General features: G+C 38.3%; 9 protein-coding genes and 3 pseudogenes. All 12 read left to right on the top strand.

Annotated elements, in window-relative coordinates; genetic code table 11:
* The first annotated feature begins 60 nt into the window (after positions 1-60).
* The 12 genes and pseudogenes from ispE (at position 61) to JCM19034_RS15770 (ending at position 13,222) form a co-directional block, all read left to right on the top strand.
* Positions 61-926, top strand: a pseudogene (gene ispE, locus JCM19034_RS15715) (4-(cytidine 5'-diphospho)-2-C-methyl-D-erythritol kinase).
* A gap of 55 nt (positions 927-981) precedes the next feature.
* Positions 982-1,824 carry a pur operon repressor gene (purR, locus tag JCM19034_RS15720; RefSeq protein ID WP_062051220.1) on the top strand — a complete coding sequence of 281 codons (843 nt, stop codon included), beginning with the start codon at positions 982-984 and terminating at the stop codon, positions 1,822-1,824.
* On the top strand, positions 1,824-2,201 hold the full coding sequence (locus JCM19034_RS15725) for a RidA family protein (RefSeq protein ID WP_062051222.1): 378 nt from the start codon (positions 1,824-1,826) through the stop codon (positions 2,199-2,201). The genes purR and JCM19034_RS15725 overlap by 1 nt, the downstream gene beginning before the upstream one ends.
* A gap of 182 nt (positions 2,202-2,383) precedes the next feature.
* A complete protein-coding gene (spoVG, locus tag JCM19034_RS15730; RefSeq protein ID WP_062051224.1) occupies positions 2,384-2,677 on the top strand; it encodes a septation regulator SpoVG in 294 nt (97 codons plus the stop codon).
* 174 nt (positions 2,678-2,851) lie between these two features.
* Positions 2,852-4,219 carry a bifunctional UDP-N-acetylglucosamine diphosphorylase/glucosamine-1-phosphate N-acetyltransferase GlmU gene (gene glmU, locus JCM19034_RS15735; RefSeq protein ID WP_062051226.1) on the top strand — a complete coding sequence of 456 codons (1,368 nt, stop codon included), beginning with the start codon at positions 2,852-2,854 and terminating at the stop codon, positions 4,217-4,219.
* A 25-nt stretch (positions 4,220-4,244) separates the two neighbouring features.
* Positions 4,245-5,195 (top strand): ribose-phosphate diphosphokinase, encoded by a 951-nt coding sequence (locus JCM19034_RS15740; protein ID WP_062051228.1) that lies wholly within the window; start codon positions 4,245-4,247, stop codon positions 5,193-5,195.
* Between the two features lie 80 nt (positions 5,196-5,275).
* A complete protein-coding gene (locus tag JCM19034_RS15745; protein ID WP_062051230.1) occupies positions 5,276-5,905 on the top strand; it encodes a 50S ribosomal protein L25/general stress protein Ctc in 630 nt (209 codons plus the stop codon).
* A 129-nt stretch (positions 5,906-6,034) separates the two neighbouring features.
* On the top strand, positions 6,035-6,592 hold the full coding sequence (gene pth, locus JCM19034_RS15750) for an aminoacyl-tRNA hydrolase (protein ID WP_062051261.1): 558 nt from the start codon (positions 6,035-6,037) through the stop codon (positions 6,590-6,592).
* Between the two features lie 174 nt (positions 6,593-6,766).
* Positions 6,767-6,994, top strand: coding sequence for an anti-sigma-F factor Fin family protein (locus JCM19034_RS15755; RefSeq protein ID WP_062051232.1), 228 nt, complete (start codon positions 6,767-6,769; stop codon positions 6,992-6,994).
* Between the two features lie 217 nt (positions 6,995-7,211).
* Positions 7,212-10,653: pseudogene (mfd, locus tag JCM19034_RS15760) on the top strand (transcription-repair coupling factor); the annotation flags it as partial.
* A gap of 240 nt (positions 10,654-10,893) precedes the next feature.
* A pseudogene (gene spoVT / locus JCM19034_RS15765) lies at positions 10,894-11,432 on the top strand (stage V sporulation protein T).
* Between the two features lie 194 nt (positions 11,433-11,626).
* Entirely contained in the window at positions 11,627-13,222 is a 1,596-nt protein-coding gene (locus JCM19034_RS15770) for a polysaccharide biosynthesis protein (RefSeq protein ID WP_062051233.1), read from the top strand.
* Positions 13,223-13,224 lie beyond the last annotated feature (2 nt).

Genomic DNA, 13,224 nt, shown 5'->3' on the forward strand with positions numbered 1-13,224 from the left:
ATGATGTTTAGACTAGTGATAAAATAGCGTAAGCAAAAGGAAATATAGAAGGTGACTAGATTGAAATGTTCGGTGAAAGCTCCTGCAAAAATTAATTTATCGCTTGATGCGGTAAAAAACGTGATGATGGTTATCATGAAGTAGAAATGATTATGACAATGGTTGATTTAGCCGATCGTATTGATTTAGAGTTAACGGAAAATGGGCGTATAACTGTCGAAGTGTCGGAAGGATTTGTTCCAAATGACCATCGAAACCTAGCGTATAAGGCAGCTGAATTATTAAAAGAACGTTTTGCGGTTAGTCAAGGTGTTAATATATACATAACTAAATGTATTCCGGTAGCTGCGGGGTTGGCAGGTGGAAGTAGTGATGCTGCTGCAACGTTAAAAGGTCTAAATCAATTATGGAAATTAGGTTTAAGTACAGATGAATTAGCTATATTAGGTGCAGAGATCGGTTCGGATGTCTCATTTTGCGTATATGGTGGGACAGCTTTAGCAACTGGTCGAGGTGAAGTTATTAAAGCGATTCCATCTCCGCCGTCATGTTGGGTTATTTTGGCCAAACCGCCTATTGGGGTATCGACTGCAGATGTGTATAAACGTTTGGATTTGCGTCAGATTAAGCACGCACCAACAGAGAATATGCTTGAGGCGATTGAGCAACAGGACTTTAAAGCCATTTGCCATAATCTGCATAATGTATTAGAATCGGTTACATTAGACATGTATCCGGAGGTTAAAAGAATTAAAGAACAGATGGCACGTTTTGGTGCAGACGGCGTATTGATGAGTGGGAGTGGACCAACTGTCTTTGGGCTTGTGGAACATGAATCACGTATGCATCGAATTTATAATGGACTGCGCGGTTTTTGTAATGATGTCTATGCTGTTCGCTTAATTCGTTCAACGAACTCTTGCTAAAAGCCGTATAAAAGTGTTATGTTATATTAAAAATATTCGGTTTTGTGGAGGTAGCATGAAAAAAATAAAGCGCAGTGGACGTTTGGTTGATATGACTTATTTTTTACTGCAACACCCACATGAGGTCATATCCCTTACTCATTTTTCAGAACGATATCAGTCTGCAAAGTCTTCAATCAGTGAGGACTTGGTCATAGTCAAGGAGATATTCGAAGAAGAAGGTTACGGCTCATTATTAACGATATCTGGAGCAAGTGGTGGAGTGAAGTTTATTCCGCGTATTGATGTCAATCAAGCTGAGTTACTTGTTGATGAAGTGATTCAATCGTTAGCTGTTCCTGAACGGATATTACCTGGTGGTTATTTGTATATGATGGATTTATTAGGGAACCCGACGTTTATGCAGCGTGTTGGTCGTATATTCGCCTCTATTTTAGCTACTGAGAAGATTGACGCTGTCTTAACGGTCGCAACAAAGGGGATTCCACTTGCATATGCAGTTGGGCAACAGTTAAATGTTCCGGTCAGTATCGTTCGCCGTGATCATTTAGTAACAGAAGGATCAATGGTTAGTATCAATTATGTGTCAGGATCATCGAAACGGATTCAAACGATGACCCTTGCTCGTAGAAGCTTAGCTCCAGGATCTAGAGTCCTTATTGTTGATGACTTTATGAAAGCAGGCGGTACAATTCGTGGGATGATGGATTTATTGGAGGAGTTCCAAGCAGAGCTAGTCGGTATTGGTGTTTTAGTGGAAACAGTAGGAGTGGAAGAACGATTAATTGATGAATATATGTCAATTACTCGCTTATCAGAAGTAAATGTACGCGATAAGTCTATAAACGTAGAACGTGGGAACGTTTTAGGATTATTAAAGGAAATAGAGGAGGAATAATAGATGAAAACGATTTATACACCGAATGCACAGATGCGATTGGACCTTATTCACAGGGGGTAGTCGTTAATAATATGTTCTATAGTTCAGGACAAATTCCGCTAACAGCAGATGGAGACCTGATTTCAGGTACGGTTGAAGAGCAAACTCATCAAGTTTTCAAAAATTTGCAAGCTGTTCTACAAGAAGCAGGGGCCTCATTAGAAACCGTTGTTAAAGCAACCGTCTTTATTAAAGATATGAATGATTTTCCATTGATTAATGAAGTGTATGGACAATATTTCAATACTCATAAGCCGGCACGTTCGTGTGTCGAAGTTGCAAGGCTGCCAAAGGATGTGCTTGTTGAAATTGAAGTAATCGCATTAGTAAAATAGGTTCTGATGTTTAAGAAGGTAATTATTTACCTTCTTTTTTTGATCTTTTAGAGTTAACGGTACAACGCTTATATTAACAACCTTGTAAAAAATAAAAAAAAATTAGAAAAAAAGAAGGAAATCCCATTTTTTTAGAGAATTTGTCTTAGTATGAATTACTATTCTTATAGGTGGTGACTGAAATGCAAGTAACAGATGTGAGATTACGTCGGGTTAATACGGACGGACGAATGCGTGCTATTGCTTCTATAACAATTGATCATGAGTTTGTTGTTCATGATATTCGTGTTATTGATGGTAATAACGGGCTGTTTGTTGCAATGCCAAGCAAGAGAACTCCAGATGGCGAATTTCGAGATATTGCCCACCCAATTTCTTCTCAAACGAGAGAAAAGATTCAAACAGCCGTTTTAAATGAATACGAAAAGGCTGGAGATGCAGAAGAAGTGGAATTTGAAGAAGCAGGAGCTTCTTAAAAAATGGTAGAATAAGCGAAACCACTATGATTCATAGTGGTTTTTTGCATGTTTTTTTGAACAGAAGTTTCCAAATTTTCATAGCATATTTGTGAAGGTTCTTGATAACTTCTTGAAATACCCTTAGTTTTAGAGTATATTCGTAAGGGAAAATGGAAGATCTGGAGGGAAACCATGAGCAATCGTTACGCGGTTATTTTAGCAGCGGGGCAAGGCACACGAATGAAGTCGAAATTATATAAGGTGTTACATCCTGTTTGCGGAAAGCCAATGGTTCAACATGTCGTTGATCAAGTCTCAGCTTTGGGCGTACAAGAGCAAATAGCCGTTGTTGGCTTTGGAGCTGAAGTCGTAAAAGAGCAATTAGGGACTAAGGTTACTTATGTCGTGCAAGAGCAGCAGTTAGGTACGGGTCATGCAGTTATGCAGGCAGCTAGTCTTCTAGAAGATAAAGAGGGAGTTACTCTTGTACTTTGTGGAGATACCCCATTGCTAACATCGGAAACACTGCATCAGTTATTAGAATGTCATGAACATGAAAATGCGAAAGTAACAGTTTTAACAGCCGAAGCAGAAGATCCAACTGGATATGGGCGGATTATTCGTAATGGAGAAGGGCTTGTTGAACGAATTGTTGAGCAAAAAGATGCTACAGAGGCTGAACTTTCTGTACAAGAAATCAATACAGGAACGTATTGCTTCGATAATGTATTACTGTTTGAAGCTTTAAAACAGGTCGGTAATGATAACGCCCAAGGTGAATATTACTTACCCGATGTGATTGAAATTGCAAAAAAGAAAGGCGAAACGGTAGCTGCTTACCAAACAGCTTCTTTTGAGGAAACGTTAGGTGTAAATGATCGGGTTGCATTATCTCAAGCTGAAACTGTAATGAGAAAGCGGATAAATGAATACTGGATGAGACAAGGGGTAACGATTATTGACCCAGAAAATACGTATATTTCTGCTAGTGCAAAGATTGGGCAGGATACAATTATTTATCCTGGCACACACTTATTAGGGGAAGTAAATGTTGGTGATGATTGTATAATTGGACCTAATACAGAATTGAAAGATAGCTCGATAGCCGAAGGAACGGTCATTCGTCAATCAGTTGTTCATGATAGCGAGGTTGGTAAAGTCGTTTCCATCGGGCCTTTTGCTCATATTCGTCCGCAATCAAGCATTGGGGATGATGTTCGAATTGGGAATTTTGTTGAAATAAAGAAGTCGACTCTTGGGCAAGGAAGCAAAGCTTCGCACTTAAGCTACATAGGGGATGCAACTGTTGGATCGAATGTAAACTTTAGTTGTGGTGCTGTAACTGTAAATTATGATGGGAAGAATAAGTTTAAAACGGTGATTGAAGATGGTGCATTTATCGGCTGTAATGCGAACCTAATTGCACCTGTGAAAGTTGGGAAACAAGCATTAGTGGCTGCCGGGTCCACCATTACGGATGATGTCCCAGAGGCTTCGCTTTCTATCGCACGTTCTAGACAAACGAATAAAGAAGACTATTTCAACGAGAATAATAGATAAAATAGACATTGCGGAGGGAAAAAAGATGCCCAAATACGGCGATCCACGGTTAAAAATATTTACTCTTAATTCAAATCCAGATTTAGCACACCAAATTACAAAGCACATTGGAGTTCCAATGGGTAACTGCTCTGTTACACGTTTTAGTGATGGTGAAGTACAAATTAATATTGAAGAGAGTATTCGTGGGTGTGATGTTTATTTAATTCAATCAACTTCAGCACCTGCGAATGAACACATTATGGAATTACTAATTATGATTGATGCATTGAAACGGGCATCAGCAAGAACGATTAATTTAGTATTACCGTACTATGGTTATGCACGCCAAGACCGGAAAGCGCGTGCAAGAGAGCCGATTACATCTAAATTAGTAGCTAATTTAATGCAAACAGCGGGTGCAACAAGAGTTTTGACATTGGATTTACATGCGACCCAAATTCAAGGCTTCTTTGACATTCCGGTTGATCAATTGGTAGGGGTGCCAATTTTAGCTGATTACTTCCAAAAGAAAAATCTTGAGGATCTAGTGATTGTTTCACCAGACCATGGTGGTGTTGTTCGTGCTCGTAAGCTGGCCGACCGTCTGAAAGCACCTATTGCGATTATCGATAAGCGTCGTCCTAAGCCAAATGTGTCTGAGGTTATGAATATTGTTGGTCATATTGAAGGTAAAACGGCCATTATTATTGATGATATTATTGATACAGCAGGAACGATTACCCTTGCTGCTAATGCACTAGTTGAATCTGGAGCAAAAGAAGTATATGCTTGCTGTACTCATCCAGTTTTATCAGGTCCAGCGATGGAACGCATTAATAATTCAAAAATCAAAGAGCTTGTTGTTACGAATTCTATTCCTCTTTCCGATGAAAAAAGAAGTGAAAAGGTAACGGAGCTTTCTGTAGCAGCCTTACTTGGGGAAGCAATTATTCGTGTTCATGAACATGCTTCTGTAAGTAAGCTATTTGATTAATAAGAACGGGTTTGAAATAGTGTATTCAGGGAAACCATGATATAGAAACATCTAAAACGATAGTAGAGGTGGTTTTAATCATGGCAACCGTTTTACAAGCAAATCCGAGAGGAGATTTAAGAGGTTCTACTACGAGGAAAATTCGCAAAGATGGTTATGTGCCTGCTGTCATATATGGTAGCAAGACAAAAAGCAAACCAGTATTGGTTGAAAGAGTAGAACTCGTAAAAACGATTCGGGATGTAGGTAAGAACGGACTATTTTCCTTGAATATTGAAGGAGAATCGAACCATCAAGTGATGGTTTATGATATTCAGATTGAACCGTTGAAAAATGATTATCTACATGTGGATTTTTTTGAAGTAGATATGGAATCTGAAATTGTTACAGATGTAGCGGTTCGATTAGAGGGAGAGGCTCCTGGAGAGAAAGAGGGCGGAGTTGTTTCCCATTTATTATATGACTTATCAGTAAGATGTTTACCAGGAGAAATCCCTGAGGAAGTTGTTGTCAATATTTCCAACCTAGCAATCGGTGATTCGATTCAAGTAGCGGATATACGTTCTTCTATAAATGTTGAAATTGCTAATGATGATGAAGAAACGATTGTGACTGTGCAGGCAGCAGCGGCAGAGGTTGAGCCTGAGGGAACAGAGGTAGAAGCGGATAACGAACCTGAAGCTACGAATGATCATCCAGAAGCAGAATAACGGTTTAAATGATGTATATAGCCTATAATGAGATTTACTCATTATGGGCTCTTTTACAGTTACATGTAAGGGGCTAAACAGAATGTGGAGCTAAAAACTCCATATGTCATTGTAAGGGAGAGAATGGCCTTGAAATTAATTGTTGGACTTGGAAATCCAGGTGGAAAGTATGATGGTACTCGCCATAATGTAGGCTTTGATTGTATTGACTATTGTGCTAATATGCTTGATATTGAACTAAATCAATTAAAATTTAAAAGTATTTTTGGTACGGGCATAGTGAATGGAGAAAAGGTAATCCTTTTAAAGCCGCTAACATATATGAATTTATCAGGAGAAGCCATTCGTATGATAAGTGATTATTATAAACTATCTGTTGAAGATTTAGTTGTTATTTATGATGATATGGATTTACCTCCGGGAAAAATTAGATTACGCCAAAAAGGAAGTGCTGGAGGACACAATGGTATTAAATCAATAATCCAACATTTAGGCACGAAAGAGTTTAATCGAATTCGCATCGGAATTAATAGACCAGATCCCGGTGAGGCTGTGGTAGATTATGTTTTAGGACATTATAAGCCAGATGAAAGGCCAGCTATGGAAGCTGCCGTCAAGCTAGCGGCAGAGGCAGTAGAGGCATGGACTGAGGTACCTTTTTTACAAGTGATGAATCGTTATAATTAAATATAGGAAGAAATGATAAATGCGTTTTAAAAGAAAAAGATAACATATATGAATGTAAGACGATAGCCAACATGTGTATACTAAAGAAGCTGCTAAACATGATTTATCGAACGTATAGAAGTTGCCTAAATTCCTCATACTACATAGTAAGTATGTGTGAAGGGGGCGGTGTTGTTGGCGATACATTATCAATGTCGTCATTGTCAAGCAAAGGTAGGTACAATTGAAGAGTCGATTGATGCACAGCGTTTAGGTTTTAATACGCTTACTAGCCACGAACGAACTGAAATGGTTTCTTATTTAGATAATGGTGATATTCATGTAAAAGTGATCTGTGATGATTGCCATGAAGCACTTCTTCGTAATCCTGACTTGTATGAAGTAGATCATGTCATACAATAAATTGGAAAAAGATGTATAAGGCTTCGAAGGTATCTCAAAAGAATGGCGTGCCCTTTTGAGATGCCTTCCTTTTACTAGTGTAAGCTGGAAGATATTGTTTCCTCTTTTTGCATCATCTTATTCTATGGAAGGAAGTTTCATTAAGGGGACGAATACAAAAGAAACAGCATTCATACATATATTATCATGTTGAACGTGTTATAACAGGGGGAGAAACATGAAAGGTTTGCAACAGCATTTTCGGACAAATGAAGAAATACAGGCGATTGCATCAATGATTGAAGCTGGGGTGAGGGAGCAGTTAATTACTGGACTCACTGGATCAGCACGAGCATTGTTTGTCTCGTCTTTATATTCAGAAACAGCACGACCGCTTTTAGTCGTAACACATAATTTATATCAAGCACAAAAGCTTTATGAGGATTTTATTGAATTTCTAAATGAGGACCAAGTCCTTTTATATCCAGTCAATGAGTTGATTTCTGCAGAAATTGCGATTGCAAGTCCAGAAATGAAAGCGCAACGCATTGAAGTGTTAAATCGACTTGTTCAATCTTTTAATGGAATTGTTATCGCCCCAATAGCTGGTTTACGAAGACAATTACCACCTAAGCATGTATGGGAGCTTCATCAAATTGAATTAAAGACAGGGGCAGATATCGGTGAAACAACAGAGTTAATCGAGAAGCTAGTAACGATGGGATTTCAACGAGTAGATATGGTGTCATCACCTGGGGAAGTAAGCGTACGTGGTGGTATTATCGACCTGTACCCACTAACAGTTTCAGATCCAATTCGTATTGAGCTATTTGATACGGAAATCGAATCGATTCGCAGCTTTCAAATAGAGACACAGCGTTCGGCAGAAGAAATGGATAGCGTACTTATAACACCTGTTCAAGAAGTTTTGTTGCGTAATGTTGATTATAAGCGAGCGGAGGAACAATTAAGGGAACGTTTATCAGCAACCCTAAAGAAGGTAAAATCAAATGAAACAAAAGAAAAGTTAACACAAAATGTATCGTTTGAAATTAGTCAATTAAAACAATTAGGATCCTTTCAAGGGATGTATAAATATATGTCTCTGTATTATGAGGATGAGTATTCTCTATTATCATACTTGTCGGAAAACACGTGCATTGTATTTGATGAGTTGTCACGAATTAAAGAAACAGCTGATCATTTAGATCAAGAGGAGGCTCAATGGAGCACAGCGTTATTAGAACAAGGAGAGATGGTTCATGACGTTCGGATGTCCCTGCCTGTTTTTGAGGAAATTAGACAGAAACGCTTCTCTTCCATTTATTTATCACTATTTTTGAAACATGTGCCTTCGACAAATCCAGAAAATGTACTTTCTATTACATGTAAATCGATGCAGGAGTTTCATGGACAGCTGTCACTTTTAAAGTCTGAAGTTGGACGTTGGCAGAAACAAAAACAAGCGATTGTTTTTTAGCAAGTTCATTAGACCGAGCCAAACGATTACTGCTGCAGCTAGAGGAAGAAGGAATAGATGGTCAGGTCGTAGAGGGTCAGACACCACTTCTATCAGGTAAAGTTCATATATTTGTCGGTGCACTGCATAAAGGATTTGAGCTCCCTAAAAGTAAGCTAGTAGTAGTAACTGAAGAAGAGGTTTTTACGAAAAAAACGGTAAAACGACAGCAGCGTAAAAGTAAGCTTTCCAATGCTGAACGAATAAAAAGCTATTCTGAACTAAAAGTTGGCGACTTAATCGTCCATACAAACCATGGTATTGGAAAATACTTAGGTGTTGAAACTTTAGAAATTAATGGACTTCATAAAGACTACCTTCATTTGCGTTATGCAGGAAATGATAAGCTCTATGTACCGGTCGAGCAAATTGATCAAGTGCAGAAGTATGTTGGATCAGAGGAGAAGGACCCAAAATTATATGCGTTAGGCGGTAATGACTGGAAAAAGGTTAAAAGAAAGGTCCAATCGTCCGTCGAGGATATTGCCGATGATTTAATTAAGTTATATGCTGAACGCCAAGCGAGTAAAGGGTATGCTTTTTCGAAAGATACTGAAGATCAAAGGGCGTTTGAAGCATCGTTTCCTTATCAAGAAACAGAGGATCAGATTAGGGCTGTAGAAGAAATTAAGGCAGATATGGAAAAAGAACGGCCAATGGATCGTCTTCTATGTGGTGATGTTGGTTATGGGAAGACAGAGGTAGCAATTCGTGCCGCGTTTAAAGCCATTATGGATGAAAAACAGGTGGCGATTTTAGTTCCGACAACCATTCTTGCCCAGCAACATTATGAGACGATTAAGGAACGCTTTGCTGATTATCCAATTAACATTGGTGTGCTAAGTCGTTTCCGTTCACGTAAGGAGCAAAACGAGACGTTAAAAGGGTTAAAGGCTGGTACCGTTGATTTAATTGTCGGGACACATCGCCTTTTATCAAAAGATGTAGAGTATAAAGATTTAGGGTTGCTCATTGTCGATGAAGAGCAACGTTTTGGTGTTACACACAAAGAGAAAATAAAGAAGTTAAAGGCTAATATCGATGTGTTGACGTTAACAGCCACTCCGATTCCACGGACGTTACATATGTCGATGCTAGGGGTTCGTGATTTATCAGTAATTGAAACGCCTCCGGAGAATCGTTTTCCTGTCCAAACATACGTTGTAGAGTACAATGGAGCCTTATACGAGAAGCGATTGAACGAGAACTATCTCGCGGCGGTCAAGTTTATTTTTTATATAATCGTGTAGATGATATAGAGCGGATGACAGAGCAGATTTCTATGCTCGTTCCTGATGCACGTGTTAGCTACGCTCATGGACAAATGAATGAGCGAGAGTTAGAGACAATTATGCTTGATTTCCTCGAAGGAAATAGTGATGTTCTTGTAACAACAACGATTATTGAAACAGGTGTTGATATTCCAAATGTAAATACGCTCATTATTTATAATGCTGATAAAATGGGCTTGTCCCAACTTTACCAGATTCGTGGACGAGTGGGACGCTCTAATCGGGTTGCTTATGCGTATTTTACGTATCAACGGGATAAAGTATTGACAGAAGTAGCAGAAAAGCGATTACAAGCCATTAAGGAATTTACGGAATTAGGATCCGGGTTTAAAATTGCGATGCGTGATTTATCGATTCGTGGGGCAGGGAATTTGCTAGGTGCTCAACAGCATGGCTTCATCGAATCTGTTGGTTTTGACCTTTATTCGCAAATGCTAAAAGAGGCCATTGATGAACGAAAAGGGGATAAGCCAAAGGAGAAACCGTTCTCAGTAGAGCTAGATGTAAAAATTGATGCGTACATTCCGGAGACGTTTATTCAAGATGCAAAGCAAAAGATTGAAATTTATAAACGGTTTAAAGGTGCCGAAACAATTGAAGATATTGATGATTTAAAAAAGGAAATTTTTGATCGCTTTGGTAAATGCCCTAAGCAGGTTGATTTCTTATTAAGGTTAACGAGACTAAAGCTACTCGCCAATCAATTAAAAATTGAAAAAATTACTGAGCAAAAGGATCAAATTGTCATGATGTTGTCTCAAGAGAAGACAGGTCATACCGATCCTGCTAAATTAATGGAGCTTCTGATGCCTATGGGTAGAGAAGTGAACATTGGTTCAAGTAATAATCAGATAAAATGTACGATCAAACGAAGTTATTAACAGATGATGTAATTTTGGAACGGATGGAAAAATCATTGCTCTGATTCCAAAGGCCAGTAAGACTTTACAATCAAATGCATGACATGTTGAAAATGACTAAGTTGAAATAAATAGATAATTGGTGAATAGTTCTTTTTTTACGAAAGATACTATAGTTAAGAAAGGAAATGGATATTTTCTTGCATATCATCAAGTGAATACATCATTAGAAAGAGAGGCTATACAATTATGAAAGCTACAGGTATCGTTCGTCGTATTGATGATTTAGGTCGAGTTGTTATACCAAAAGAAATTAGACGGACCTTCGTATTCGAGAAGGTGATCCGTTGGAGATCTTCGTCGACCGTGATGGGGAAGTTATTTTAAAGAAGTATTCGCCAATATCCGAGCTTGGGGACTTCGCAAAGGAATACGCAGAAGCCCTTTATGATAGTTTAAATCAAATTGTGTTAATTGCAGATCGAGATACGTTTATTGCAATGGCAGGGGCATCTAAGAAGGAGTTTCTAAATAAAGCAGTTGGTCAAATTGTTGAATCCGTTATGGATGGGCGTAAAACAGATGTTACTACAACAGAGGGTGAATATAACATTGTAAGTGATCATGACGAAGAATTAAAAGGGTATGTTGCAACACCGATAATTGCAAATGGCGATCCAATCGGAGCTGTAATTATTCTTAGTCGTGATGAAAATTTGAACGGAGCAATGGAGCAAAAGCTTGCAGAAACAGCAGCAGGATTCCTAGCTCGGCAAATGGAACAATAAGTGAAGAAAATAAAAAGTCGTTGCAAAAAAAAGTATTTCTTTTTTGCAACGCTTTTTTTCTAATTAGCAATCAACATTGTTCTATAAACAAATGGAAGTGCATCTGAGGTTGAAAAGCCCGCATTTTTTCTTTTGCTGTTTTGCTGTTCTTTCAGTATGATAGTACGAGATGAAAGAAGTGAGGAGAATTAAAGGTGGAAGAACAACAGCGTGTTATGAAAGGGCTGGCACTTGTCTCGATGGCTGCGTTAGTCGCAAAAATGTTGAGTGCCATTTACCGAGTCCCTTATCAAAATTTAGCTGGAGATATTGGTTTTTATGTGTATCAGCAAATATATCCATTGTATGGTTTTGTCATGGTATTATCGATGTATGGATTACCGATTGCTTTATCAAATAAACGAGTGGAATTGATTCAACTCGGAAAGAATACGGAAGCAAAGCAGGTTACGAGTTTATTTTTTTATAGTTTATTGGTTATTATTGTCATCCTCTGGTCAGCTATTTATGCTCAAGCGGATTCAATTGCTATATTTATGGGAGACGCTTCGTTAAAAGAGCCAATTAAAGCAATGAGCTTTATTTTATTCTTTATTCCGTTTTTAAGTGTTGGTCGCGGATATGCTCAAAGTGAAGGTGAATTAGCATCAACAGCTGTTTCTCATATTGGTGAGCAATTGACTCGTGTAAGTTGTATTATTGGTTTGACCGTTTATTTTGTATTTAAAGGAGCAAATGCTTACGAAATAGGAGCAGGTGCTGCCTACGGATCCTGGATTGGAGCTGCAATTGGAGCTTTTTTGCTTGTAGTTATGACAAAAGGTCGTTGGTTAAATGAAGCTGTTTATATAAGTTGGCGTCATATCCCTTTCAAGCAGATTATGATTTTATGTCTAGCACTAGTGAAGAATAGCTTTTTTATTTGTATAAGTGCTCTTGTTTTAATTTTATTTCAGCTAGTCGACGCATTATCACTTGTTCGATTGTTAGAGTTCTCAGGCATGGAGCAAACGCAAGCATACATTGAAAAAGGGGTGTATGATCGCGGTCAGCCACTTATTCAAGTCGGAGCGGTATTAACGACAACGTTTACGCTCGCTTTAGTCCCGCTAATAACAAAAGCCGTGACAATAGGAAATAATAACGAGGCACATGAACATCAACACACTGCTTTTCGGTTAACGTTATTAATTGCAGGTGCAGCTACGATCGGGTTGTTCGTTATTATGACTGAGACGAATCATATGTTATTTACAGATAGCAATGGCTCTGATGTTTTAAGAATTTTAGCTCTTGTCGTCATGTTACAATCGTTATTTGTCACAATGGCTGCTATTTTTCAAGGGTATTCCTTAAGCGAAATACCTGTAAAAGCAGTATTATATGGCTTAATAGTAAAAGTAGGAGGCCACTTAATATTTGTTCCTCAGTTTGGAATAACTGCTGCAGCATGGTCGACTATCGCTGGATTTGTCTTTATGGTTTGCTATTTATTGTATAATGGGTATAAAAGGCGAGTCCTCTCGTTAGGAAGTCGCCATTCTTATCGGGCTATTCTATTTGTTTTAACGTGTTTACTGATTATATGCTTTCTGTTTAAACAGACACTCCTTTTATTTTTTCAGACATCAAGTCGATTAACCGATGCGATGATCGCTGCTTCAACCTCATTGGTTGGAATCGGTGTTATCATTGTTTTGATGATCGTTTTTCCTATTTTTAATGAAAGTGAATGGGAGAAAGTGCCATTTCTACATAAATTGCGAGTATTTCTTATGAAAAGAAGGTGAAG

Source organism: Bacillus sp. JCM 19034 (genome assembly GCF_001310635.1).
GTDB lineage: Bacteria > Bacillota > Bacilli > Bacillales > Bacillaceae_D > Halalkalibacter.